This is a genomic window from Streptomyces sp. NPDC059166 (assembly GCF_042755185.1).
Classification (GTDB): domain Bacteria; phylum Actinomycetota; class Actinomycetes; order Streptomycetales; family Streptomycetaceae; genus Streptomyces.
This window is the reverse complement of record NZ_JBHZCI010000006.1, coordinates 1-23,089: the sequence shown is the minus strand read 5'-3', so window position 1 is coordinate 23,089 and position 23,089 is coordinate 1. Positions and strand designations below refer to the sequence as shown.

General features: G+C 71.0%; 23 protein-coding genes. 12 read left to right on the top strand and 11 right to left on the bottom strand.

Features of this window, described 5'->3' with window-relative positions:
* Window positions 1-57 precede the first annotated feature (57 nt).
* Entirely contained in the window at window positions 58-1,773 is a 1,716-nt protein-coding gene (locus ACFXOA_RS06335) for a SulP family inorganic anion transporter (RefSeq protein WP_385023195.1), read from the top strand.
* Window positions 1,766-2,314, top strand: coding sequence for an LURP-one-related/scramblase family protein (locus ACFXOA_RS06330; RefSeq protein WP_385023193.1), 549 nt, complete (start codon window positions 1,766-1,768; stop codon window positions 2,312-2,314). Before ACFXOA_RS06335 ends, ACFXOA_RS06330 begins: the two co-directional genes overlap by 8 nt.
* A 122-nt stretch (window positions 2,315-2,436) precedes the next feature.
* Here ACFXOA_RS06330 and trxA read toward each other — a convergent pair whose 3' ends face one another.
* Window positions 2,437-2,751, bottom strand: a complete 315-nt coding sequence (trxA, locus tag ACFXOA_RS06325) for a thioredoxin TrxA (protein ID WP_385023191.1) — start codon at window positions 2,749-2,751, stop codon at window positions 2,437-2,439.
* 315 nt (window positions 2,752-3,066) lie between these two features.
* On the opposite strand from trxA, the gene ACFXOA_RS06320 reads away from it, so the two are divergent.
* Window positions 3,067-6,300, top strand: coding sequence for a tetratricopeptide repeat protein (locus ACFXOA_RS06320; protein WP_385023189.1), 3,234 nt, complete (start codon window positions 3,067-3,069; stop codon window positions 6,298-6,300).
* Between the two features lie 42 nt (window positions 6,301-6,342).
* Here the strand turns inward: ACFXOA_RS06320 and ACFXOA_RS06315 are convergent, their stop codons facing one another.
* Together ACFXOA_RS06315 and mca are read right to left on the bottom strand one after the other, a co-directional pair.
* Window positions 6,343-6,609 carry a hypothetical protein gene (locus tag ACFXOA_RS06315; protein WP_385023187.1) on the bottom strand — a complete coding sequence of 89 codons (267 nt, stop codon included), beginning with the start codon at window positions 6,607-6,609 and terminating at the stop codon, window positions 6,343-6,345.
* A 1-nt stretch (window position 6,610) separates the two neighbouring features.
* Entirely contained in the window at window positions 6,611-7,492 is an 882-nt protein-coding gene (gene mca, locus ACFXOA_RS06310) for a mycothiol conjugate amidase Mca (protein ID WP_385023185.1), read from the bottom strand.
* 97 nt (window positions 7,493-7,589) lie between these two features.
* On the opposite strand from mca, the gene ACFXOA_RS06305 reads away from it, so the two are divergent.
* Together ACFXOA_RS06305 and greA are read left to right on the top strand one after the other, a co-directional pair.
* Window positions 7,590-7,994, top strand: coding sequence for a DUF4307 domain-containing protein (locus ACFXOA_RS06305; protein WP_385023183.1), 405 nt, complete (start codon window positions 7,590-7,592; stop codon window positions 7,992-7,994).
* Window positions 7,995-8,182: 188 nt separating this feature from the next.
* Window positions 8,183-8,680: a transcription elongation factor GreA gene (gene greA / locus ACFXOA_RS06300; RefSeq protein WP_362538897.1), complete on the top strand. Its 498-nt coding sequence runs from the start codon at window positions 8,183-8,185 to the stop codon at window positions 8,678-8,680.
* A 61-nt stretch (window positions 8,681-8,741) separates the two neighbouring features.
* Here the strand turns inward: greA and ACFXOA_RS06295 are convergent, their stop codons facing one another.
* The 3 genes from ACFXOA_RS06295 to ilvA all read right to left on the bottom strand — a co-directional run bounded on the left by ACFXOA_RS06295 (window position 8,742) and on the right by ilvA (window position 11,995).
* Window positions 8,742-9,599 carry an ABC transporter permease gene (locus ACFXOA_RS06295; protein ID WP_385023181.1) on the bottom strand — a complete coding sequence of 286 codons (858 nt, stop codon included), beginning with the start codon at window positions 9,597-9,599 and terminating at the stop codon, window positions 8,742-8,744.
* Entirely contained in the window at window positions 9,596-10,609 is a 1,014-nt protein-coding gene (locus ACFXOA_RS06290) for an ATP-binding cassette domain-containing protein (protein ID WP_385023179.1), read from the bottom strand. The genes ACFXOA_RS06295 and ACFXOA_RS06290 overlap by 4 nt, the downstream gene beginning before the upstream one ends.
* Window positions 10,610-10,765: 156 nt before the next feature.
* Complete coding sequence (gene ilvA, locus ACFXOA_RS06285; protein WP_385023177.1) at window positions 10,766-11,995, bottom strand: threonine ammonia-lyase; 1,230 nt, start codon at window positions 11,993-11,995, stop codon at window positions 10,766-10,768.
* Window positions 11,996-12,152: 157 nt separating this feature from the next.
* Here ilvA and ACFXOA_RS06280 point away from each other — a divergent pair, with 157 nt between their 5' ends.
* Together ACFXOA_RS06280 and ACFXOA_RS06275 are read left to right on the top strand one after the other, a co-directional pair.
* A complete protein-coding gene (locus ACFXOA_RS06280; protein WP_385023175.1) occupies window positions 12,153-12,683 on the top strand; it encodes a MarR family winged helix-turn-helix transcriptional regulator in 531 nt (176 codons plus the stop codon).
* An 85-nt stretch (window positions 12,684-12,768) separates the two neighbouring features.
* Window positions 12,769-12,960, top strand: coding sequence for a DUF1059 domain-containing protein (locus ACFXOA_RS06275; RefSeq protein WP_362538888.1), 192 nt, complete (start codon window positions 12,769-12,771; stop codon window positions 12,958-12,960).
* A 74-nt stretch (window positions 12,961-13,034) separates the two neighbouring features.
* Here the strand turns inward: ACFXOA_RS06275 and ACFXOA_RS06270 are convergent, their stop codons facing one another.
* Window positions 13,035-14,180, bottom strand: a complete 1,146-nt coding sequence (locus ACFXOA_RS06270; protein WP_385023172.1) for a cystathionine gamma-synthase — start codon at window positions 14,178-14,180, stop codon at window positions 13,035-13,037.
* 199 nt (window positions 14,181-14,379) lie between these two features.
* On the opposite strand from ACFXOA_RS06270, the gene ACFXOA_RS06265 reads away from it, so the two are divergent.
* From ACFXOA_RS06265 to msrA, 3 genes are all read left to right on the top strand, one after another.
* The gene (locus ACFXOA_RS06265; RefSeq protein WP_385023170.1) at window positions 14,380-15,483 is read left to right on the top strand and encodes a hypothetical protein; all 1,104 of its coding nucleotides are present in this window, start codon (window positions 14,380-14,382) and stop codon (window positions 15,481-15,483) included.
* A 38-nt stretch (window positions 15,484-15,521) separates the two neighbouring features.
* Complete coding sequence (locus tag ACFXOA_RS06260; protein WP_385023168.1) at window positions 15,522-15,680, top strand: hypothetical protein; 159 nt, start codon at window positions 15,522-15,524, stop codon at window positions 15,678-15,680.
* Between the two features lie 68 nt (window positions 15,681-15,748).
* Entirely contained in the window at window positions 15,749-16,453 is a 705-nt protein-coding gene (gene msrA / locus ACFXOA_RS06255) for a peptide-methionine (S)-S-oxide reductase MsrA (RefSeq protein WP_385023166.1), read from the top strand.
* 76 nt (window positions 16,454-16,529) lie between these two features.
* Here the strand turns inward: msrA and ACFXOA_RS06250 are convergent, their stop codons facing one another.
* Window positions 16,530-17,246: an esterase/lipase family protein gene (locus ACFXOA_RS06250; protein ID WP_385023165.1), complete on the bottom strand. Its 717-nt coding sequence runs from the start codon at window positions 17,244-17,246 to the stop codon at window positions 16,530-16,532.
* Window positions 17,247-17,493: 247 nt separating this feature from the next.
* On the opposite strand from ACFXOA_RS06250, the gene ACFXOA_RS06245 reads away from it, so the two are divergent.
* Together ACFXOA_RS06245 and adhP are read left to right on the top strand one after the other, a co-directional pair.
* The gene (locus tag ACFXOA_RS06245; RefSeq protein ID WP_385023163.1) at window positions 17,494-18,279 is read left to right on the top strand and encodes a hypothetical protein; all 786 of its coding nucleotides are present in this window, start codon (window positions 17,494-17,496) and stop codon (window positions 18,277-18,279) included.
* A gap of 120 nt (window positions 18,280-18,399) precedes the next feature.
* The gene (adhP, locus tag ACFXOA_RS06240) at window positions 18,400-19,422 is read left to right on the top strand and encodes an alcohol dehydrogenase AdhP (protein WP_385023507.1); all 1,023 of its coding nucleotides are present in this window, start codon (window positions 18,400-18,402) and stop codon (window positions 19,420-19,422) included.
* A 9-nt stretch (window positions 19,423-19,431) separates the two neighbouring features.
* On the opposite strand, the gene ACFXOA_RS06235 is transcribed toward adhP, so the two are convergent.
* From ACFXOA_RS06235 to ACFXOA_RS06225, 3 genes are all read right to left on the bottom strand, one after another.
* Complete coding sequence (locus ACFXOA_RS06235) at window positions 19,432-19,794, bottom strand: helix-turn-helix domain-containing protein (RefSeq protein ID WP_385023161.1); 363 nt, start codon at window positions 19,792-19,794, stop codon at window positions 19,432-19,434.
* 93 nt (window positions 19,795-19,887) lie between these two features.
* Window positions 19,888-21,351, bottom strand: coding sequence for an RICIN domain-containing protein (locus ACFXOA_RS06230; protein ID WP_385023159.1), 1,464 nt, complete (start codon window positions 21,349-21,351; stop codon window positions 19,888-19,890).
* Window positions 21,352-21,397: 46 nt separating this feature from the next.
* Entirely contained in the window at window positions 21,398-22,834 is a 1,437-nt protein-coding gene (locus ACFXOA_RS06225; protein WP_385023157.1) for a pectinesterase family protein, read from the bottom strand.
* Window positions 22,835-23,089 lie beyond the last annotated feature (255 nt).

Sequence of the window (23,089 nt, the reverse complement as noted above, 5' to 3'; positions counted from 1 at the left end):
GGCCGGGCTCACGGCCCGCCGGGCGGCTGCCCGCGCCCCGGCCGTCGGTGTCCACCGATGACCGGGGCGGGCGGGAAGCGGTGGGCCGCGCTGCGCCGCCGCCTCGGCAGGCCCAAGGGGTCCGACGTCACGGCGGGCATGGTCACCGGTCTCTTCAGCATCCCGGAGGGCATGGCCTACGCCTCGATCGGCGGCTTCAACCCGGTCGCCGGACTGTACGCCGGAGTCCTGCCGCCGATCCTCGGCGCGCTCACCGCACGCACCGTACTGATGGTCACCACCCTGACCAGTGCCATCGCGCTGACCGGCCAGTCCGTGCTCAGGGAGGCCGGGCTGGACCCGCGGGACGCGGGCGACATCGCCGCCCTCACCCTGATGACGGGGGCGGTGATGCTGCTGATGGGGCTGCTGCGCCTCGGCGTGGTGCTCAGCTTCGTCTCCAACGCGGTGATGACCGGGTTCTCCACCGGCATCGCCCTGCAGATCATCACCGGGGTCTTCGAGGACGCCACGGGATACCGGCCGGACGGGCACAACCAGTTGCTCAAGCTGTGGAACTGGGTCACGCACCCCCAGCACTGGCAGCTCGCGCCCACCCTGGTGGCCCTGGCGACGATCGTGGTCTGGGCCGCCGCCCACAGGGTGCGCAGGTTACGTGCCACGGCGCTGCTGATCGCCATGGTGGCCGTCGCCCTGGTGGCCGGCCTCCTCGGCACCGAGGTGGAGACGGTCGCCGACATCGCGGCCATCCCCGCCTCGCTGCCCGGCTTCACCGCCCCCCACTGGGGCGCGATGCCCGGTCTGATCGGGGGAGCCTGTGCTGTCGCCCTCGTGGCACTCGCCCAGGCCGCGGGTGTGGCACCCTCCCTGCCCAATCCGGACGGCAGCCGCTCCGATGTGAACGGCGACTTCCTGGCCCAGGGCGTCGCCAACGTCGGCGGGGCCCTGTTCCAGTCACTGCCCGCGGGCGGCTCGCTCTCACGCACCGGCGTCGCCGCGAGCGCCGGCGCTCGCACCCGCTGGGCCGGAGTGATCTCCGGGGTCTTCCTCGCCCTGGTGGTCCTCATCCTCGGCGGTCTGGCCGAACGCATCCCCATGCCGGTCATCGGCGCCCTGATCCTGGTCGTCGGCGGCGAGCTGATCTGGGGCAAGCGTCATGACATCGCCCTGGTGCTGCAGACCTCGAAGCTGTCCGCCGCCGCGATGGCGGCGACCTTCCTCGCCACCACCCAGCTCCCCCTCCAGCAGGCCATCGTCCTCGGCGCCGTACTCTCCCTGCTGCTCTACTGCGCCCAGGCCGCGCGCCAGGTGCGCCTCGTCGGTCTCACCCGTGACGACGCCACCGGCGCCTGGTCCACCGCGGAGGCACCCGGGCACCTGGCACCCGGGCAGGTCACCGTCGTGGCCTACGAGGGCACGAGCTTCTTCGCGGAACTCCCCCACCTGGAGAACGCCCTCCCCGACCCGGCCGGGGCCCGGGACGGCGTCCTGATCGTGGTGCTGCGCACCGCCCCCGGGGTCCCTTCCTCGGCCATGGTCAAACTCCTGCGGCGCTACGCCGCCACGCTCCACGCCGAGGGCGCCCGCCTGGTCCTGGCCGGGCTGCAGCCCGGCATGGTCGACCTGCTCAGGCGCACCGGCCTCACCCGCGAGCTCGGCGCGGACGCGGTTCTGCCCGCACAGCCCAGGATCTTCGCCCCCGTCGACCAGGCCCTCGCCGAGAGCCGTGCCTGGATCACCCGCAGAGAAGGAGAGGACACCCACGATGTTTGAGGACCGACGAGCACGACGGCAGGCCAACCGCGCCTTCGACCACGGCGAGGGCGTCACCCGCTACCGCATGCGGGAGAAGGCCGTCTCCATCGGGAACGACTACTGGGTGGACGACTCCGCCGGCGACCACGTCTACAAGGTCAACGGAAAGGTGCTCCGGCTTCGCCGGACGTACTCCATCGAGGACACCGAGGGGAACCGGGTGGCCCGCGTGCAGAGCCGGCCCGTGCGCGTCAAGGACTCGATGGAGATCGAGGACGCCTCCGGCAACCGGATCGCCCTGGTCAAGAAGGCTCTGGTCGGCCCGGTGCGGGACCGATGGCGGATCAAGCGGAGGAACGGGGACGACCTTCGGGTGCGTGGCAGCGTCCTCGACCACGAGTACACGATCGAACGGGACGGCATCAAGGTCGCCGAGGTCTCCAAGAGGTGGTTCCGGCTCCGCGACACCTACGGCGTCGACGTCGCCGACACGACCGACCACGCGACGATCCTCGCCGCGGCCATCGCGATCGACGCCATGACCCACCCCGGCACCTGACGGGACGGGACCGGGCGGGTGCCCGCCGGTCCACGGCGCGCCGCAGCCCGCCCGGCCTGGCACCCGGCGGGCGGGCTGCGGACCGGCCGGGCGGCGGGGGCGCGCCATGTGCCCCGGCGGCCTCAGAGGCGCTCGTCGAGGAACTCCGTGAGCTGTCCCTTGGACTGGGCGCCGATCTTGGTCCCCACCAGCTCGCCCCGCTCGAAGAGCAGCAGGGTCGGGATCCCCTTGATGTCGTAGCGGGGAGGGGTGTCGGGATTCTGGTCGATGTTGAGCCTCGCCAGGCGGAGCCTCCCGTCGTACTCCACCGCCAGTTCGTCCAGGATGGGCGCGATCATCTTGCACGGCCCCGCCCACTCGGCCCAGAAGTGGATCAGGAGTGGCAGTGCGGAGGACGCAACCTCGGCATCGATGGTGCTCTCCGTCAGATCGGTCATCTCCGAGCTCAATTCGGCAGTCCTCTCGCAGAGCTTGGCGACACGCCGAGGCCGGCGCTCGAGGCGGCCTACCCTCGGCTCCCACCACATATGCGCCCCGCCGGTCGCCCGCCGCGGGTCATGGGCGGCCTGGTGCGCGGCGAGGTGACGGACGCCGGGACAGCCGTCGCGCCACTGGCCGACGGGCTCCCGGTCTTCCCGGAGAGCCCTGTGACGCACCGTCACGGGCTCTCGCGCCGAAGGCCCTCAGGCTGGACACTGGTTGCTCTCGACAGCACAGCCGGCCGGCCGATGCGGCCGGAGACTGGGGGACGCATGCGGGACAGCCATCGCGCCGAGGCCGAACGGCTGTTGGTCCGGGCCGTGGAGGAGGAGGCGCGCAGGACGGGCGGCCGGACGGACTCCGGCGCGCTCCTGGCGCGTGCGCGGGGCGCGCTCGACACCATGGCCGCCGCCGCGGCCGACGAGTACGCCGCCTACACCCGGGCGCTGGACGCCACCGGAGCCGGGCAGCAGCCGCTGTCGGCGAGGTTCAGCAAAGCATCCCTGGCAACACCGCTCATGGTGACGGGGGTTGCCGCGGCGGCGGCCTTCGGCGCGGACCTGGTGCTCGGCACGGCGACCGGTCTCGCGCTGGGCGCCGGGGCGGCCGTCGCCGTCGCGGGGACGACCGCGACGGTGGCCCGGGTGACGGCCTCGCACCGGCCGGCGGCCCGTCGGGGAGCGGGCGAGCAGGGACTCCCCGGAGACCCGGAGCAGCTGCGGCTGGAGTGGCTGACGGCCCTGGAGGTACGGGGCATCCGCCCGTACCTCGACCAGCAGCGGGTGCTGACGGCGAAGGCGCGGCCCCCCAGGAAGAAGGCCGCCGCCTCCGTGGTGGCCCAGTTGCGTGGCGGCGACCGGAGCGCGGCCGCCCGCACCCGTACGCTCCTGGAGCAGTCGTTCTCCCATCTCCCGGTGGCAGAGGGGCCGTTCAGCGGACGGCGCGGCGAACTGGCCCGGATCGCGCAGTGGGTGCACGCGGCCCGCGCCGCGACGGAGACCAGACCGGTGGTGGTCGTGCTCCACGGCGCCCCCGGTTCCGGCCGCAGCGCGCTCGCCGTACGCGCGGCGCACGCCCTGCGGGACCAGTTCCGCGGGGCCTGTGTGGTGGACCTGCGGGGCGGTGTCAGCGGGGAGGCCCCGCTGCCGACCCGGGACGCCCTGCTCCACCTGCTCAACCGGCTGGGCGCGCCCCGCGAGCAGCTGCTCTTCAGGGAGGGGTCGTCCGCCGAGCAGCAGGTGCGGCGTCTGGGCGAGCTGTACAACCAGCACCTGACGGGGACGCCCGTGACGGTCGTCCTGGACGACGCCACGGACGCCGCCCAGATCCGCGCGCTGGTACCCGAGCGCTCCGACAGCCTGGTCCTGGTCACCACCCGCGAGCCCCTGGACCTGCCGGACGGCTTCCCCGCCCGGGTGCACCAGCTGCCCGTCGGAGGGCTGGACGCGGCGGGCGCGGAGGAGCTGCTGCGGGAGTCGGCCCAGGACGAGGAGGCCGGACCGTACGACTACCCGTCGACCGACACCGTCGTCGAGCTGTGCGGCGGGCTGCCGCTCGCCCTGCGGGTCGCGGGCTCCTCGCTCGGCGCCCGTACCCGCGCCGAACTGGCGTCGGCCCTCGGGGAGTACGGGCCGGTGGAGCCCGTGGAGCGCGCCCTGTGGCTGCGCTACACCGACCAGCCGGAGCAGGCGCGCCGGCTGCTGCGCCGCCTCGCGCTCGCCGGGCGCGCCAGCCTGGGGGCGGCCGCCGCGGCTTCGCTGCTCGCCTGTGACGAGCAGGAGGCCGGCCGGCTGCTGGAGTCGCTGGCCCGGGCCGGTCTGCTGATCCATGTGCGGGGCGCGCGCTACCGGCTGCACGGCCTGGTGCGCGACTTCGCCTCGGCGCGGCTGCTGGACGAGGAACCGGCGGCGGACCGCACGGCGGCGCAGGAGCGCCTGATCCAGAACTACGCGGAGCTCGCCGACGCGGTGATCCGCATGGTGGACGGCAAGATGTCCACCCGGGCGGGCCGCTTCGGCTCGCACGGCTTCGGCTCGCTGGACGCGGCACTGCGCTGGCTCGACGACGAGTCGAGCGCCATCACCTCGGCGCTGCGGCACTCGGAGGGCGTCGGCCAGGCCGCGGTGCTCCATCTGCTGGGCGCCCTGTGCGACTACTGCCTGCTGCGCGGCGACCTGTACCGGCTGGGGGAGATCAGCGAGCTGACGCGCGCCGTCGACCAGGGGCTCCTGGACCGGTCCGTCCGGTGGCGTACGGGTATCGCGGCCCGGCAGCTCGGCGAGCTGGACAAGGCCCGGACGACCCTGTCCTCGGTCGTCGGCCTGTACCGCGAGGCGCAGCAGGACGCGGGGGCCGCGCTCGCGCTCTGCTCGCTCGGCATCACCCTGCACCACCAGGGGAATCTGACGGAGGCGGCGGCGAGGCTGCGGGAGGCGCTCGACCTGCAGGCGTCACCGGAGCAGGCGGAGGACCGGGCCTGGTCGCTGCACGCGCTGGCCGCCGTGGAACGCGACCGGGCGAATCTGGCGGAGGCCCTGACCCTGCTGGACACCGCGCTGGCCCTGCACCGCGAGGGCGAGTCCCTGCACGGCGAGGCGTGGTCGCACTTCCAGCTGGGCCAGGTCTGTCTGCGGATGGGCGAGGTGGCCCGCGCCGAGCAGGAGCTGTCGACCGCGCTCGGCCTGTACGGCCGCACCCGCGACGAGCGAGGGGAGGCGTGGGCTTTGACACAGCTGGCCCGTGCCCGGCTGATGGACGAGGACGGTGCGGGTGGCGCGGCCTCGGCCGTGGAGCAGCTGCGCGTCGCGCTCGCCCGGCACCGGGCCAACGAGGACGCGCGGGGCGAGGCCTGGACGCGCTACTACCTGGGCCAGGCCCTGGAGGAGGACGGCGACGGCGACCAGGGCGTGCGGGAGCTGGAGCGGGCCCGCACGATGTTCTCCCGTATGCGGGACGTGTACGGCCTGGCGTGCGCCCGGCACCACTCGGGCCGGGTCACCCGCGACCAGCGGGCCGCCCGCACGGGCAACCTCCGCAACTCCGGCTTCGCCCGGCAGCTCCTGGTGGACGCCCGCGCCGACTTCCGCCGGATCGGGGTGGCCCACGGCGAGGCGTGGACCTGCCTGGAGCTGGCCCTGATCGACGGCGGGAACGACCGCGCGGCACAGGCTCTGGCGCTGTGCGACGAGGCCGCCGCCCTGTTCGGCTCGTACGGTGACGTCCGGGGCGGCGACTGGGCGGCGTTCCTGCGGTGCACCTTCCTGCCGTACGCCTCGCCGGGCGGCAGCGAGGTCGGCGCCGCGGTGGCCCAGCAGGAGCTGGCGGACCTGCTGGAGGCCGCCCACCCGCTGCGTGACCCGAAGCTGGCGGACTGCGCGAGGACCTTCGGGGCCGTGCTCGACCGCGGGGTCGACCTGGACGAGGGCTGGCAGGCCTGGCGCCTCGGCCTGACGCCCACCCGGCACGCCCGGGAGATCATGGGCGTGCCGCTGGGCGTACGGCCCTGAGGCCCGCACGCACGGGCCGGGACGCACCCGGCCCGTCGTGTGTCAGCCCTTGCCGGAGGCCGTGGTCTTCCCCGTGCCGGAACCGGCCTTCTCCGGCTGCTCCGCGTCCGCGGACTTCGCCTCGGGGTCGGGGGCCTCCTCGAAGTCGACCCGCCCCATGTGGCGGTTCATCGACTTCATCAGGAACCACACCCCGACGGCGAGCGCCGCGAAGACGATGAATCCGAGGACGCCGGGGGTGACCTTGTTCTTGTCGAACTCGTCGGCGGCGAGCGGGACGAGCTGCGTCAGTGCCTGGGTCGCGTACATATCAGGCATTGTCGCGGATGCCCGCGAAGAGGTCGCTCTCGGGGAGGGAGGTATCGACCAGGGACTTGGCGAGCTCGTACTCCTCGGTCGGCCACACCTCCCGCTGGACGTCCATCGGGACCCGGAACCAGCCGCCGTCCGGATCGATCTGCGTGGCGTGCGCGATCAGCGCCTTGTCACGGATCTCGAAGAAGTCGTCGCACGGGATGTGCGTGGTCAGGGTGCGCTCCGCCCGCTCGAACTCGGCCCAGCGCTTCAGCCAGTCGCCGTACGGGGACTCCAGCCCCCGGGCGAGGAGCGCCTCGTGCAGGGCGACGGTGCGCGGCTTGTTGAAGCCCTGGTTGTAGTAGAGCTTCTGCGGCTGGAAGACCGGGCCGAACTCCGCCTCCGGGAACCTCTCCGCGTCCCCGGCCCCCTCGAACGCGATCATCGAGATCGTGTGCGTCTTGATGTGGTCGGGGTGCGGGTAGCCGCCGTTCTCGTCGTAGGTGGTGATCACCTGCGGGCGGAACGCGCGGATCTTCGCCACGAGGCGCCCGGCGGCCGTCTCGTCGTCCTCCAGGGCGAAGCAGCCCTCGGGCAGCGGCGGCAGCGGGTCGCCCTCGGGCAGGCCGGAGTCGACGAACCCGAGCCACTCCTGCTCGACACCGAGGATCTCGCGGGCCTCGTCCATCTCCTTCTTGCGTACCTCGTGGATGTTGGCCTCGATGTACGCGTCGCCCTGGAGCTTCGGGTTGAGGATGGATCCCCGTTCGCCGCCTGTGCAGGTGACGACCAGGACGTCCACCCCCTCGGAGACGTACTTGGCCATGGTGGCCGCGCCCTTGCTCGACTCGTCGTCGGGGTGGGCGTGCACGGCCATCAGTCTCAGCTGCTCGGTCAAGACTCGGTCCTCAGTGATTCGTCGCAGTGGTCGGCTTCTATAGTGACTGAACCGGGGGGTGGAAAATTCCTCGAACCCCGGTACGGGAGGAACGATCATGGCAGCGGTTCGCGAGGCCACGCCCGAAGGGCGCTACGGCCGCACGCGGGACGAACGCGCGGACCACAAGCTGAAGATCGTCGGCTCGGTGCTGGGCGTCGCCTTCCTCGCGATGGTCGGCTGGTTCGGCTGGGACTACATCGCCGGCCAGGACATCAGCGCCGAGGTCATCAAGTCCCGGATCGTCTCCGACAGCCGCGCCGAGGCCCACCTCGAGGTCCGCAAGGAACGCGGCACCGACGGTCACTGCACGCTGCGCGCCCTGAGCGAGGAGGGCGGCGAGGTCGGCCGCGCCGACTACCGCTTCGACCAGCGCTCCGAGCGGATCGACGAGATCGTCTCGCTGCGCACCACCTCCCGGGCCACGGCGGTCGAGCTCACCGGCTGCGCCTCCGACAGCTGACCGGCGGCGGCGCGCGCCGCTGCGGGAGCACGCGCCCCCGCCCTGACCTGCGGGGACGCGCGTGTGACCTTTTACCTTCTCCCCCTTTTCGCGCGGAATTGTTAGGCTCGTTGTTTCGCCCACCCGTGGCAGCGCATGCTGGGGGTAGGGCGTTGCTTTGTATTCCCAGCACCGACGAGGAGCACCCTGTGACCCAGACCAGCGACAACGTCACCTGGCTCACGCCGGAGGCGCACAGCCAGCTGAAGGCAGAGCTGGAGTACCTGTCTGGTCCCGCGCGCACGGAGATCGCCGTAAAGATCGCGGCGGCCCGTGAGGAGGGTGACCTCCGTGAGAACGGCGGGTACCACGCGGCCAAGGAGGAGCAGGGCAAGATGGAGCTCCGGGTCCGCCAGCTGACCCAGCTCCTGGAGCACGCGAAGGTCGGCGAGGCCCCTGCCGACGACGGCGTGGTCGAGCCCGGCATGGTCGTGACCATCGCCTTCGACGGCGACCCGGACGACACGGTCACCTTCCTGCTCGCCTCCCGTGAGTACGCGAGCACGGACATCGAGACCTACTCCCCGCAGTCCCCGCTCGGCACGGGCGTGAACGGCAAGCGGGTGGGCGACGACGCGGAGTACGAGCTGCCGAACGGCAAGAAGGCCACCGTGAAGATCATCTCGGCCAAGCCCTACCAGGGCTGACCCGCACCCGCACGAAGAAGAGCCCCGGCCGCGTGCGGCCGGGGCTTCTCGTGGGCGGGCGTCAGGCGGTGGCCGAGCGGTACTTGCGGACCGCCAGGGTGCGGAAGACCGCCACGATCAGCACCGACCAGATCACCGAAGCGAGGATCGGGTGCTGCATGGGCCAGGCGTCCGGGGTGACGAAGCCCGGCGGCAGGTTCCCGAATAGCTCCCGGCAGGCCTGCACGGTGGCGCTGAAGGGGTTCCACTCGGCGATGTGCCGCAGGACGGTCGGCATCTGGTTGGCGTCCACGAAGGCGTTGGAGATGAACGTCAGCGGGAACAGCCAGATCAGACCGCCCGACGTCGCCGCCTCCGGGGTACGGACGACGAGCCCGATGAGGGCCCCGATCCAGGAGAAGGCGTAGCCGAGCAGGAGCAGCAGCAGGAAGCCGAGCAGGACCTTGCCGAGGTTCTCGTGGGTCCGCCAGCCGATGATCAGGGCTACCCCGGCGAGGACGACGAGGGTGAGGGCGGTCTGGACGAGATCGGCGAGGGTGCGTCCGGTGAGGACGGCGCCCCGGGCCATGGGGAGCGACCTGAAGCGGTCGATCAGACCCTTGTGCATGTCGTCGGCGATGCCCGCGCCGGCTCCCGCGGTCGCGAAGGTGACCGTCTGCGCGAAGATCCCGGCCATCAGGAACTCCTTGTAGTCCGTCGAGGAGAGGGACCCGCCGACCTTGATGGAGCCGCCGAAGACGTAGGTGAACAGCACCACGAACATGATCGGCTGGACCAGTCCGAAGATCACCATCTCCGGAATCCTGGCCATGCGAATCAGATTGCGCCGGGCGACGACCAGCGAGTCGGCCACGGACCGGCTGATCGCCCCGCGGGCCTTCATCGGCGGGACGGCCCTCGTGTCGGTGACGGCGCTCATTTCCCGTCCTCCTTCCGGCCCTGTGCGGCCTCGGTCGATGCCCCGGACGGGTCCTGACCGTTCTTCTCCAGTTCGGCGGCGTGCCCGGTGAGCGAGATGAAGACGTCGTCGAGCGTGGGGCGCCGCAGACCGATGTCGTCGATCTCCACCCCCTGGGTGTCGAGGTCGCGGATCACCTCGGCGAGCAGCTTGGCCCCGCCGGTGACCGGGACGGTCAGCTTGCGGGTGTGCTGTTCCACGGAGATGTCGCCCTTGCCGTAGACCGCGAGCACCGAACGCGCCCGCTCGATCTCCTCCGGCCGGTGCACGACGACCTCGACGCGCTCGCCGCCGGTACGGGCCTTCAGCACGTCGGAGGTACCTCGGGCGATGACCTTGCCGTGGTCGATGACGCAGATGTCGTGGGCGAGGTGGTCGGCCTCCTCGAGGTACTGCGTGGTCAGCAGCAGCGTCGTCCCCCCTGCGACGAGCTCCTGGATGACCTCCCAGAGCTGCTGCCGGTTGCGCGGGTCGAGCCCGGTGGTGGGCTCGTCCATGAACATCACCGGCGGGGAGACGACGAGCGCCGCCGCCAGGTCGAGGCGGCGGCGCATGCCCCCGGAGTACGTCTTCGCTGTGCGGTCCGCCGCGTCGGCGAGGTTGAACCGCTCCAGCAGCTCACCGGCCCGCTTCTTCGCGTCGCGCCCGCTCATCTGGTAGAGCTGGCCGACCATCTGGAGGTTCTCCCGGCCGGTGAGGTACTCGTCGACCGCCGCGAACTGGCCGGACAGCCCGATCGATCGGCGTACCTGGTCGGGGTTCTTCAGCACGTCGATGCCCGCCACCACGGCCCGCCCGCTGTCCGGCTGGAGGAGGGTGGTCAGGACACGGACGGCCGTGGTCTTGCCGGCGCCGTTCGGCCCCAGCAGGCCGAGGACGGTGCCTTCGGGCACGTCGAGATCGACTCCGCCCAGTGCTTTTACATCGCCGAAGGTCTTCACCAGGCCTTCGGCGTAGATGGCGCCTGGCATACGGGATTCCCCCAGATTGCTTCGCGTGAGTTCCTGAGCGGATCGTAGGGTTCCCGGCCCTGCGGGGCGGGGAACACCGGGTGTTTCGGCGATGCACCGTAACGCGATACATCGCGACTCACAACGGGTTTTCCGAAGAGGCGTCCTCCGTGACGCTCAGGACCGCACCAGGTAGCCGGCGCCCCGCAGAGCGGCGGCCACCTCCTCGCAGTGCACGGGCCCCTTCGTCTCCAGGTGGAGTTCCACCTCCGCCTCGGTGAGCCCGAGGCGGGGATCGGTGCGCACGTGCTGGATGTCCAGGACGTTGGCGTCCGCGACGGACAGCGTGGCGAGCATCGCGGCCAGCGCCCCGGGGCGGTCGGTGAGCCGCAGCCGCAGGCTCATGTAGCGGCCCGCGGTGACCATGCCGTGCGTGAGGATGCGCTGTATCAGCAGCGGGTCGACGTTGCCGCCCGACAGCACGGCGACGACCGGCCCCCGGAAGGACTCCGGGTCGCTGAGGAGCGCCGCGACGGGGCTCGCCCCCGCGGGCTCCACGACCATCTTCGCCCGCTCCAGGCAGAGCAGCAGCGCACTGGACAGCTCGTCCTCGGTGACCGTGCGGACCTCGTCCACCAGGTCACGGACCAGCGGGAACGTGAGGTCACCGGGCCGCCCCACCTTGATCCCGTCGGCCATGGTCTGCACCGAGTCCAGCACCGTCGGATGCCCGGCGGACAACGACGCGGGGAAGGCCGCCGCCCCCGCGGCCTGCACGCCGACGATCCGGACGTCGGGACGCAGTGCCTTCACCGCGACCGCGATCCCGGCGGCGAGCCCGCCCCCGCCGATGCCGACGACGATGGTGCGGACCTCCGGGCACTGCTCCAGGATCTCCAGGCCGACGGTCCCCTGCCCCGCGATGACGTCGGGGTGGTCGAAGGGGTGGATGAAGACGGCACCGGTCTCCTCGGCGTACTCCTGGGCGGCGGCGAGCGTCTCGTCGACGACCTGGCCGTGCAGCCGCACCTCCGCCCCGTACTCGCGGGTCGCGGCCACCTTCGGCAGCGGTGCTCCCACGGGCATGAAGACCGTGGAGCGTACGCCGAGCAGCGAAGAGGCGAGTGCTACACCCTGCGCATGGTTTCCGGCACTCGCGGCCACCACACCGGCGGCCCGCTCGACGGGGCTGAGGCCCGCGATCCGCACGTACGCGCCCCGCAGCTTGAAGGACCCGGTGCGCTGGAGGTTCTCGCACTTGAGGTGGACGGGTGCGCCGACGAGGGAGCTGAGATGGCGGCTCCCCTCCATCCCCGTGGTCCGGGCCACCCCGGACAGCATCTTCTGCGCCCCTCGTACGTCGTCGAGGATCAGCGGGGGGAAGGGGCCGGGCGCACGGAAGTTCATGACTGCAAGTCTTGCAGCTCAAGGCGGCAGGGGCCGTCGCATCTCATGGCGTCCTGCGGTGGTGTCCACAGGTTTGTGCAGCACTGGTACACGTTGCCCCGTGGCCGCGTACTCTGTCCCCCACCCATCCGACACCGCACGAAGAGAGCCCCCGGCCATGCCCCCTCAGGACATGACGACTGCTGCGTCTCCTTCCGGGGGCGCGACCCCCGGCGACCCGGGAACCGACCACCTGCTCGATGCCCTCCAGCACCAGGTGGCAGTCTTCGCCCGCCGTGCCGAGCAGACCCGCCTCGGCGGTGTCGGCCAGGTCCGCAACTCCATGGACCGGGCGGCCTATCTGCTGCTCAACCGGCTCGACGTGGAAGGCCCCATGGGCGTCAAGGCGCTCGCCGCCGGCATGGGGATCGACTCCTCGACAGTGACCCGGCAGGTCGCGCCGCTCGTCGACACCGGACTGGTCAAGCGCACCTCGCACCCGGAGGACGGGCGGGCCGTCGTGCTCCAGCTCTCGCCGCGCGGACAGGCCCGGCTGGAGGAGGTCCGCGCCTCGCGCCGCGAGCTGATGTACCAGGTGACGGACGGATGGAGCGAGGACGAGCGTGACACCTTCTGCTCGCTGCTGACCCGCTTCAACGCCTCGCTGGCCGCCCGGCAGGCGGCGAACCAGCCGCCCCAGGAGAACTGACCTGCGAGGCGGCCGCCCCGGCTGTCCGCGCGGCGTTCCGGACCTACCCTTGAAGTGCGTGCACTCGTCCGTCGAGGAGGACGCCATGACACGGAAAGTCGCCGACTGCCGCAAGTACCCGAGCGTGTCCAACTGTTCACTCACCATCTCCGGTGAGGAGGACGAAGTGGTGAGGGCCGCCGCGGAGCACGCGGTGTCGGTCCACGAGCACCAGGACAGCCCCGAGATGCGCGAGCAGATCCGGGCATCGCTGGACGATGAGAAGGCCGCGGTCTGAGCAACAGCGTTTCCGGTGCGGTCCGGTGGCGGGGTTAGCACGCCCCGCCACCGGAGCGTCCGGCCGCGTGAGCGTCAGCCGAGGGCCTGCGACAGGTCGGCGAGCAGGTCGTCGGCGTTCTCGATGCCGACGGACAGCCGGACCAGGTCGGCCGGCACCTCCAGCGGCGAACCGGCCGCCGAGGCGTGCGTCATGCGTCCCGGGTGCTCCAGGAGCGACTCGACCCCGCCGAGCGACTCCCCGAGCGTGAAGAGCTTCGCCCGGTCGCAGACCCGGACCGCCGCCTCCTCGCCGCCCTTGACGCGGAAGGACACCATCCCGCCGAAGGCCCGCATCTGCTTGGCGGCGACCTCGTGTCCGGGATGCTCCGGCAGCCCCGGGTAGAGGACCTGGGTCACCTGCGGGTGGCGGGTGAGCAGGTCGGCGACCTTCGTGGCGTTCTCGTCGTGGCGGTCCATGCGGACCGCCAGGGTCTTGATGCCGCGCAGCACCAGCCAGGCGTCGAACGGGCCGGCCACGGCGCCCATCGCGTTCTGGTGGTACGCCAGTTCCTCGGCGAGGCCGGGGTCGCTGACGACGAGCGCGCCGCCGACGACGTCGGAGTGGCCGCCCATGTACTTGGTCGTGGAGTGCACCACGACGTCGGCGCCCAGGGAGAGCGGCTGCTGCAGATAAGGGCTCGCGAAGGTGTTGTCGACGACGAGCCGGACGCCCGCCTCCCGCGCCACCTGGGCCACGGCCGCGATGTCGGTGATGCCGAGCAGCGGGTTGGAGGGCGTCTCCACCCAGATCGCCTTCGTACGGGGGGTGATGGCGGCCCGTACCGCGCTCACGTCCGAGGTGTCCGCGACCGAGAACTCCACGCCCCAGCGCGAGGCGACCTTCGCGAACAGCCGGAACGTGCCGCCGTAGGCGTCGTTCGGGATGACGACGTGGTCACCGGGCGTCAGCAGCGTACGCAGCAGGCAGTCCTCCGCCGCGAGGCCCGACGCGAAGGCCAGCCCGCGGCGGCCCCCCTCCAGCGCCGCGAGGTTCTCCTCCAGCGCGGTGCGGGTCGGGTTGGCGCTCCTGCTGTACTCGTAGCCGCCGCGGAGCCCGCCGACGCCGTCCTGCTTGTACGTGGACACCTGGTAGATCGGCGGGACCACTGCGCCGGTGAGTGGATCGGCCGTGTTGCCGGCGTGGATCGCGAGGGTCTCGAAGCTGTGCTGGTCGCTCATGGGGCCCGAGCGTAGTTCTTCGGTAAGGGAGTCAGGGCATGTATCGGGTTCCGCGTCGTCCGCCCGGAGGACGGGCGCAGCGGCGGCCGGTGCGTGCGATCGGTGTGCGGCGGGCGTGCGGTGCCGGGCGTCGGGGAACCCGATACAGGCCCTTGAGGCCGCTCGCCGCCCCGATACCCGTCCGGGGACAATGGACCGCATGGAGATTCTGTGGGTTCTCATCGCGCTGTGCATGCTCCTCGCCGTCATGGGCCCGGTCATGCTGCGGCGCAGGGGCGGCATCCGCCAGGTCGCGCCCGGTTCGCCGGACGCGGCCGACCCGGACACCTACGGCTTCGCGCGCCAGGAGGAGCTGGACGTCCGGATGCCCGGCCCCGACCAGGACCTCCTCGACGTGCTCGACGTCGTCCAGGGCACCCAGAGCTGGAAGGCGGCCTCGCAGCTGCTCGCGGGCACCCCGAAGGAGGGCGAGGTCCGCTGGCAGCGGGTGCAGGCGTTCGCCGGTGCCGCCTCGCTGGAGCTCGCGCACAGGCCGGGCGAGGGCGGGGCGTGGCTGCGGGCGTGGCGGGCCAAGGCCCCCAAGGACGCGGGCGCCGCCGCGGTGCACGCGGAGTTCCTGGTGCAGCAGGCGTGGCGCACCGGCACGGTGGGCACGGACGACTTCCGGATCATCCTGGAGGAGGCTCGTACGGTCTGCGGCGAGGCCGCCCTGCTGGCCCCGGGCGACCCGGTCCCGTACATCGTGGAGCTGGCCGTCGCCCGTGGACTGGGCTACTCCCACGAGCAGTTCGACCAGCTCTGGGCGAAGATCATCGACCGCGCCCCGTCGCACATGGGCGCGCACATCGCCGCCCTGCACTTCTGGTGCGAGAAGTGGCACGGCTCCCGGGAGGAGGCAGGCCGCTTCGCGGAGGCGGCCGCCGCCCGCGCCCCGCAGGGCTCGCTGCTGGCCGCGCTGCCGCTCTTCGCGGTGTACGAGCACCTGCCCGAGGTCAATCTGGTGCAGGGCTTCTACCAGGGCACCGTCGTGACGAAGGCGGTCGGCGGTGCGATGTTCGCCGTGCACGCGGCCCGGGGCGACGACCCGATGCTCGCGCACGTGAGGCACCTGCTGGTCCTCTTCCTGGTCCGCATGGAACGCTGGGCCGAGGCGATGCACCAGCTCGTGCACATCGACGGCCACGTGGGCGCGCTGCCCTGGACCCAGAGCTCCGACCCGGCCGCCGAGTACACGGTGTACCGGGCGCTGGCCGTCGCCGGGTACGAGGCGAACGGCGGCAGCCCGGCGACGCTGCCCCACTGACCCGGCACACGCTCTCTTCGGATTGGACCGGTACACCCATGGCACGACTGATCCCGCTGATCCTGATAGCCCTCGCGGTCTGGCTCTGGCTGCGGGCCCGCAGGAAGACCGACGCCTACATGTCCTCCTACGAGGCCCCGGCACCCGGGGACGGTGACGGCGACGGACAGGACGGCCCCCGGGCACCGGCGGCCTGACCTCACGGAATCCACGGCGCCCCCGGGGCGTTGTACCCGTCGAACACCGACCCCGGAGGAGCCCCCGCATGTTCCTGACCCGCCGCACCCCCCAGCTCCCCACCCGCGAGGAGGCCCTGCGCGGCCGCCCGGTTCCCGAGTTCTCGGTGCCGGAGCGCCACACGGTCCTCGGCAACCCGCTGACCGGCCCTTATCCGGAGGGCCTGGAAGTCGCCGACTTCGCGCTGGGCTGTTTCTGGGGCGCCGAGCGCAAGTTCTGGCAGACCGAGGGCGTCTGGACGACGCTCGTCGGCTACCAGGGCGGCTACACCGAGAACCCCTCGTACGAGGAGACCTGCTCGGGCCTGACCGGCCACACCGAGGCGGTCCGCGTCGTGTTCGACCCGAAGGTGGTGAGCTACGCGGAGCTGCTGAAGCTGTTCTGGGAGTCCCACAACCCGACCCAGGGCTTCCGCCAGGGCAACGACGTCGGCACCCAGTACCGCTCCGCGCTGTACCCCCACTCCCCCGAGCAGGCGGAGGCCGCAGAGGCTTCCCGCGAGGCGTACCAGCAGGTGCTGACCGGCGCCGGGTACGGCACGATCACCACGGAGATCCTTCCGGCGGAGGGCCGTACCTTCTGGCCTGCCGAGGCGTATCACCAGCAGTACCTCGACAAGAACCCCGACGGCTACTGCGGCATCGGCGGCACGGGGGCGACCCTGGAGTCCCCGTCGGAGACGAACTGGGGCCGTGCCTGCCCGACGGGCATCGCCCCGGCGCCGGAGGCCTGAGCCACCGGCCCGCTCTTCGTACGCCTCGGCCCCGGCATCCTGGACGGATGCCGGGGCCGAGGTGCGTACGGGTGGGTCAGGAAGCGACGAAGCGGGCGATCTGGCCGAGGGTGATGGTGTCGGTCAGGTACCCGATGTGGGTCTGGCAGGCGACGTTGTTGTTGGTCGCGCCGTTCAGCTTGGTGCTGGTGTAGGGGAGGATGATGCCGTCGCAGGCCGAGTACCAGGTGGCGTACTTCGTGTCGCCCGGGGTCTCGTCACCCGAGGTGATCTGGCCGATGAAGGACGAGCCCGGGTACATCTGCTGGCAGGTGGTGTAGATCAGGCAGGCGCTCGCGTAGGTGGTGCCGTGGTTGGCTCCGGCGATCGACGCGAGGTGGCTGACGCTGGTGTTCCCGCCGAGCACCTTCAGGTAGTACTGGCTGACCAGGCCGCCCATCGAGTGGTTGACGATGGCGACCTTGCTCGCGCCGGTCTGCGACTTCACGTTGTTCACGAACGTGGCGAGGCCCTGGGCGTTGCTGATGTTGTTCCCGTACGAGTTGTAGTCGTAGGTGAACAGCTTGGAGCTGGACCAGCCGTTGAGCTGGAAGACGCTCTTGGCGGTGACCCAGTTCGAGGCGTTGCCGGTGTAGCCGTGGACGAAGACGACGGGCGTGCTGGTCGACAGCGTCGAGGCGGGGGCTGCGGCCGCGGTCTCGGCCGCGCCGGCCGTCGGCGCGGCCGAGAACAGCGAGAACGCGACCGCGGCGGAGGCGAGGAGTCCGAGAAGCCTGCGAGGTGAACGACGCATGGAATGCTCCTGACAAGAGTACGGGTCCGACCCGCCAAGAGTCGGGGTGCGCGGCCCGGGCGGCATCGGCGATTTCACCGGTGTCCGTCCGGCCCGGGGTGCGGGCGCACCCCTTGTGACGGCTCGGGGCGGCCTTCCGGCAGGCCGGCCGGTGGCTCACGGGGACGGCGGAGCGCGAGGTGACCCCGGAGATCGCTAATCTGTTCCCCCGCTCGACTGCGGGCGGGGGGAAGAACAGGGGTGGGACATGCGCAGAGGGATCGCCGCACTCGCGGCGGTGGGTGCCGTGGGCACCGCGGTCTTCGCGGCGCCGGCCGCACACGCCGAGGGCCGGGGGGACATCCGGGTCGTCAGAACCGTCGTGAACGGGGGCGCCAGTGTGATCGTCGGCGTCAAGAACGTGAAGCGGTTCCCGATCGTCATGACGATCAAGGACAACTCGGGGGTGAAGGGCGTGACGGACGTGTCGGCCTTCAACTCGGGCAACGGCTACGGGCCGGTGTCATACCTGGGCACGTCGTGCCGGAAGAGCAGCTCGACCACGTCCGTGTGCACCGCGACCATGGAGATCGACCCGTCCTGGATCGACTCCTACGGCAGCGCGAACAGGGGCTGGGACGCCAATGCGGTGGCAGGGACGTGGCAGGTCAACGCCACGGTGAAGGCCAACGACGGAAACTACTGGATCTCCGACCGCATCGCGACCTTCAGGATGAAGCGGGCCGCGACGCTGACGACGGACGCGGCACCCGAGCCGGTCAGGAAGGGCGGCACGCTCACCGTCACCGGCAAGCTGTCCCGGGCCAACTGGACGGATCTCAAGTACCACGGCTACACCAAGCAGGTGGTGAAGCTGCAGTACAAGACGCCAGGTGGCTCGTACCACACGGTCAAAACGGCGACCACGGACAGCGCGGGACACCTCCGGGCGACGGTGAAGGCCTCCGCCTCGGGCAGCTGGCGATGGGCGTTCCTCGGCACGACGACGACCATGAAGGTCGTCTCCACCGGTGACGCGGTCGCGGTGAAGTAGCGGGAGCACCGGTGGGCCGCGCCGCGGCTCACCGGTCGCGCCCGGCAGGGCACGACCGCAGACTGCTGGTGAGGTCCGGGCATCCCTCATCGCACTCTCGGAGGCAACATCATGCAGGTCATGAAGGCGGCGGTCGTCAAGGACTTCACCTCCCCGCTGGTCGTCGAGGACAGAGAACTCCCCGCTCCCGGGCCCGGTCAGGCACTGGTGAAGGTCCTCTTCTCGGGTGTGTGCCACACCGATCTCCACGCGGCCCACGGTGACTGGCCGGTCAAACCGGTCCCGCCCTTCGTCCCCGGCCACGAGGGGGTGGGCGAGGTCGTGGCCGTCGGCGACGGGGTCACCCGCCTCAGGATCGGCGACATGGTCGGCAACGCCTGGTTCTGGTCGGCGTGCGGTTCCTGCGAGTACTGCGGGACCGGCCGGGAGACCCTCTGCCCCGACCAGAAGAACGGCGGCTACTCCGTCGACGGCTCCTTCGGCCGGTACATGCTGGTGGACGCGGCGTACGCCCCCGTCATCCCGGAGGGCGTGGATCTGGCCGCCGTGGCGCCGATCCTCTGTGCCGGGGTGACCGTCTACAAGGGGCTCAAGGAGTCCGAGGTCAGGCCGGGAGAGTGGGTGCTGGTCTCGGGCATCGGCGGACTCGGCCACATCGCCGTGCAGTACGCCCGCGCCATGGGGATGCGGGTCGTCGCCGTCGACGTCTCGGACGAGAAGTGCGAACTGGCCCGTCGGCACGGCGCGGAACTGGCGGTGAACGCCCTGAACGATCCCGATCCGGCGGCCACGATCAAGGAGTTCACGGGTGGCGGGGTGCACGGCGGTCTGGTGACCGCCGTCAACGGGGCGGCCTTCTCCCAGGGGGTGGGGGCCCTGCGCAGGGGCGGGACCCTGGCCCTGGTGGGGCTGCCGCCGGAGCAGTTCCCCCTGGACATCTTCTCGACCGTGCTGTTCGGGCTGACGGTGCGGGGCTCGATCGTGGGCACCCGCGCGGATCTGGCGGAGGCGCTGGACTTCTTCGCCCGGGGGCTGATCGAGCCGACGTACACCGTCCGCCCCCTCGACGACATCAACGCGATCTTCGAGGAGATGTCCGAGGGGCGGATCGAGGGCCGTGTCGTGATGGACATGAGCGCCTGACGGCGTGGCTCAGGCCGCGAGCCGGACCTGCCCCATCGGCCTGTACGCCGGTGCCGTGCGGGAGGGTGCGGCGCGGTGCGCGATCTCCTCGTGCGCCAGGGACAGCACGTCGCCCAGACCGAGGCCGAGGGACCGGGCGGCCGCCGCGAGCACCTCGGAGGACGCTTCCTTCCTGCCGCGCTCGACCTCGGAGAGGTAGGGCACGGAGATCCGCGCTGACCCGGCGACGTCCTTGAGCGTCCGCCGCTGGGCGATCCGCTCGCGGCGCAGGACCTGGCCGACCACGTCCCGCCAGAGCGGTTCACGGGCCGGGGCGGGGGCCACGGGGCGAAGGGGGATGACACGGGCGTGGTCGGGCGCGTGGCTGCTCATGGACCGAGCCTAGGAGCGGTACGCCCGGTGCGGGAGTGCTTCGCCCCCCGCACCGGGCGGATCTGCTGACGGCAGAACCGGGTTACCCGGCCGTCAGCCGCCGATGTTCGCCTGCGGCCCCGCGTACTGTCCGAGGATCGCGGGGACGTCCGCGGCGGGGTCGAGGGTGTAGCTGTAGTGGTCGGACGGCTTGAAGGTCGTCCCGTTGGTCTGCTGCTTGCCGGTGCAGGAGACGCAGATGCTGCCCGTCTGGGTCAGGGAAGCGGCCGAGGTGTCGTTGTAGTAGGGGTTGTTGACCTTGCTGTAGTAGCTGTTCTCGATGACCGTCTTCGAGGCGCCGCGCGAGAGGTTCCCGTAGGACGACACGTTCTGCATGTAGTTGTTGTAGAGGTGCGCGAAGGCGACGTTGTCGATGCTGGGGTTGCGCTGGTTGGTGTCGTGGATCCAGTTGTGGTGGATGGTCATCCGGGCGGTGACGTTCTCGGTCCAGCCGATACCGAAGGCCTTGTTCTGCTCACCGAGGATGTTCCAGGAGACGGTGAGGTAGCTGGTGTCCTTGCGGCTGTCGATGAGCCCGTCGTTCATCCGCTCGATGCGGTTGTGGTCGATCCAGATGTGGTCGGCGGTGTCCATCTGGATGCCGTCGTAGTCGTAGTCCTTGTCGTCGGGGTCGTCCTCGGTCATCCGGGTGTCGCGGATGGTGAGGTTGCGGATGATGACGTTGTGGACGCCGGTGCCGAGGAAGAAGCCGCCTCCGACGATCTGGCCCGAGGTGCCGGTGCCGACGATGGTCTTGTCGGACTTCACCGGTATCTCGTAGCCGTAGGTGGTGGCGGTGAGCGCGGCCGCGACCTTGATGACGTAGGGCTCGGTGGCGGTGGCGTACTTGACCAGGTCCGCGTAGGTCTTCACGGTGACGGTCGTGCCGGCCGCGCCGCCCGTCGTGCCGCCTCCGGTGGAGGCGAAGCCGTCGGCCTTGTCGGACCAGGTGCGGCCGCCGGTGGAGCCCACGGGCTTGAAGGCCCACTGCTTGTTGCTGTTGGCGGTGCAGGTCTCCTGGATGATCGCCGCACCACTCGCGGTCGACGCACCCTTGTCACTCATGCACAGACCGCTGTTCACGTTGACGATCTGATAGGTGTCCGTGCCGCTGGCGGTCAGCGTCCACTGCTGGTTGGCCTGGGACGCGCAGCCCCACTGCTGGAGCTGGACCCCGCTGGTCTTCGAGCCGTCGGGGACGTCGACGCACTTGCCGCTCGACTTGTTGACCAGCCGGTACCTCCCCGAACCGTCGGCGCTCAGCGTGAACTGCTGCCACGCCGCACCCTCCGTACACCCCCACTGCTGCAACAGCGCCCCGTTCGCCGACGACGCCCCCGGCACATCCACACACTTGCCGCTCTTCTTCACCGCCAGCTGATAGATCTGGCCCGCCGCGGGCAGCGTCGCCGCACCCGCCGGTGACACCAGACCGCCCGCCAGCACCGCTCCCACCGCCAGCAGCATCGCTGTCAGCAGGGCTCCGAGCCCCATGGTCCGTTTCCTGTGTCCGCTCATGGTCCTTCTCCTCGTCTCGTGTCCTGGTCTGCGTGGTGGTGTGCGCTCAGCGCACCGGGTTCCAGCCGTCGGTTCCGGCCAGGTACTTCTGCGGCGTGTAGTTCGCCGCCTGGGCGTCGGTCATCTGCGGGCGGTTGCCGTTGACGGTGGCTCCGGGGCCGGTGTTGCGGTATTCGGAGAAGCGGGCGTTCTTCCAGGAGTTGGTCGACATGTCCGTCCACGGCTGTGCGGTGGCCAGAGCCGCGGAGAGGGTGCTCTCCCGGTAGAGCACCTGGGCGTTCGCCCTCCAGGGCCGGCCCAGCTGGGTGGTGTTGTTCACGGCGCCGGTGATCGTGGACCGGTAGAAGAGGAAGCCGTACGCCTTGCCCGCGTCGGTGCTCGCGGCGGTGATGGGGCCGCCGGTGGTACGGCGCTCGTAGATCGCGCAGGCGTGGAAGACGGCGGTGCCACCGCCGTAGATGAAGTCGACGGTGCCTTCGATACGGGAGTCCACGACGTACGCCCTGGCGTTGTTGTTCAGCAGGAAGGTGTCCTGGTCGCCGAGGAGTCGGACGTCGTCGAGGATCGCGCGGTCGGCGTCGAGGTAGAGGGCGAGTGCCTGGTCCCCGGTGTCGGAGCTGTTCTCGTCGAAGTCGTTGGTCATGGTCAGGTTCTCGGCGGTGAAGTCGTGGCCGAGGGCGACGACGGTGGCCGACCCGGAGGTGCCGTAGTCCCCGGCGTTCCGGTTGCCGATGATGACGACGTCGTCGGACGAGTCGCCGGTGCCCTTCAGGGTGATGTAGGGCTTGTCGGCGGGGACGGTGACCTTCTCGCGGTAGGTCCCGGGCTTGATGGTGATGGTGACCCGGCTGGAGTTCCCGGTGCCGACGGCGTCGACGGCCGCCTGCACGGTCCGGTAGGTGCCGGTGCCGTCGGCTGCGACGGTCGTGGGCCCGGTGGAGCCCACGGGCTTGAAGGCCCACTGCTTGTTGCTGTTGGCGGTGCAGGTCTCCTGGATGATCGCCGCACCACTCGCGGTCGACGCACCCTTGTCACTCATGCACAGACCGCTGTTCACGTTCACGATCTGATAGGTGTCCGTACCGCTCGGCGTCAGCGTCCACTGCTGGTTCGTCTGCGCGGCACACCCCCACTGCTGGAGCTGGACCCCGCTCACCTTCGAGCCGTCCGGGACGTCGACGCACTTGCCGCTCGACTTGTTGACCAGCCGGTACCTCCCCGAACCGTCGGCGCTCAGCGTGAACTGCTGCCACGCCGCACCCTCCGTACACCCCCACTGCTGCAACAGCGCGCCATTCGCCGACGAAGCCCCCGGCACATCCACACACTTGCCGCTCTTCTTCACCGCCAGCTGATAGACCTGGCCCGCCGCGGGCAGCGTCGCCGCACCCGCCGGTGACACGACACCACCCGCCAGCACCGCTCCCACGGCCGCGGCGACCGCGAGGGCGCGCCCTCGCTTCCTGTTCGGTCTCTCGGTCATCGTTCGTCCCTCCGGTCGGGTCGACTGGTACGGCGGTGTGCCGCGGTGCCCAGGTAGATGCGCGGGGCGGAGGAGGATGACAGAAATCCCGGAGAAACTTTCCCGGGACTTCCGCGGTGGATCCGAGTGTCCACGGGGTCACCTGTTTCCCAAGTGGCCGCTAGGGCGTGTTTCGAAAGTAGCGCCGTCCGCCCGGAGGGCGGGCTCGGCGGCGTCTGGTGCGTGCGATCGCAAGGCGGAGGGTCGCCCCGATAC

Bases quoted from the DNA above. Each gene is read 5' to 3' on its own strand.
- ACFXOA_RS06335 (WP_385023195.1), top strand. From the start codon at position 58: ATGACCGGGGCGGGCGGGAAGCGGTGGGCCGCGCTGCGCCGCCGCCTC.
- ACFXOA_RS06330 (WP_385023193.1), top strand. From the start codon at position 1,766: ATGTTTGAGGACCGACGAGCACGACGGCAGGCCAACCGCGCCTTCGAC.
- trxA (WP_385023191.1), bottom strand. From the start codon at position 2,751: ATGACCGATCTGACGGAGAGCACCATCGATGCCGAGGTTGCGTCCTCC.
- ACFXOA_RS06320 (WP_385023189.1), top strand. From the start codon at position 3,067: ATGCGGGACAGCCATCGCGCCGAGGCCGAACGGCTGTTGGTCCGGGCC.
- ACFXOA_RS06315 (WP_385023187.1), bottom strand. From the start codon at position 6,609: ATGTACGCGACCCAGGCACTGACGCAGCTCGTCCCGCTCGCCGCCGAC.
- ACFXOA_RS06305 (WP_385023183.1), top strand. From the start codon at position 7,590: ATGGCAGCGGTTCGCGAGGCCACGCCCGAAGGGCGCTACGGCCGCACG.
- ACFXOA_RS06295 (WP_385023181.1), bottom strand. From the start codon at position 9,599: ATGAGCGCCGTCACCGACACGAGGGCCGTCCCGCCGATGAAGGCCCGC.
- ACFXOA_RS06290 (WP_385023179.1), bottom strand. From the start codon at position 10,609: ATGCCAGGCGCCATCTACGCCGAAGGCCTGGTGAAGACCTTCGGCGAT.
- ilvA (WP_385023177.1), bottom strand. From the start codon at position 11,995: ATGAACTTCCGTGCGCCCGGCCCCTTCCCCCCGCTGATCCTCGACGAC.
- ACFXOA_RS06280 (WP_385023175.1), top strand. From the start codon at position 12,153: ATGCCCCCTCAGGACATGACGACTGCTGCGTCTCCTTCCGGGGGCGCG.
- ACFXOA_RS06275 (WP_362538888.1), top strand. From the start codon at position 12,769: ATGACACGGAAAGTCGCCGACTGCCGCAAGTACCCGAGCGTGTCCAAC.
- ACFXOA_RS06270 (WP_385023172.1), bottom strand. From the start codon at position 14,180: ATGAGCGACCAGCACAGCTTCGAGACCCTCGCGATCCACGCCGGCAAC.
- ACFXOA_RS06265 (WP_385023170.1), top strand. From the start codon at position 14,380: ATGGAGATTCTGTGGGTTCTCATCGCGCTGTGCATGCTCCTCGCCGTC.
- ACFXOA_RS06260 (WP_385023168.1), top strand. From the start codon at position 15,522: ATGGCACGACTGATCCCGCTGATCCTGATAGCCCTCGCGGTCTGGCTC.
- msrA (WP_385023166.1), top strand. From the start codon at position 15,749: ATGTTCCTGACCCGCCGCACCCCCCAGCTCCCCACCCGCGAGGAGGCC.
- ACFXOA_RS06250 (WP_385023165.1), bottom strand. From the start codon at position 17,246: ATGCGTCGTTCACCTCGCAGGCTTCTCGGACTCCTCGCCTCCGCCGCG.
- ACFXOA_RS06245 (WP_385023163.1), top strand. From the start codon at position 17,494: ATGCGCAGAGGGATCGCCGCACTCGCGGCGGTGGGTGCCGTGGGCACC.
- adhP (WP_385023507.1), top strand. From the start codon at position 18,400: ATGAAGGCGGCGGTCGTCAAGGACTTCACCTCCCCGCTGGTCGTCGAG.
- ACFXOA_RS06235 (WP_385023161.1), bottom strand. From the start codon at position 19,794: ATGAGCAGCCACGCGCCCGACCACGCCCGTGTCATCCCCCTTCGCCCC.
- ACFXOA_RS06230 (WP_385023159.1), bottom strand. From the start codon at position 21,351: ATGAGCGGACACAGGAAACGGACCATGGGGCTCGGAGCCCTGCTGACA.
- ACFXOA_RS06225 (WP_385023157.1), bottom strand. From the start codon at position 22,834: ATGACCGAGAGACCGAACAGGAAGCGAGGGCGCGCCCTCGCGGTCGCC.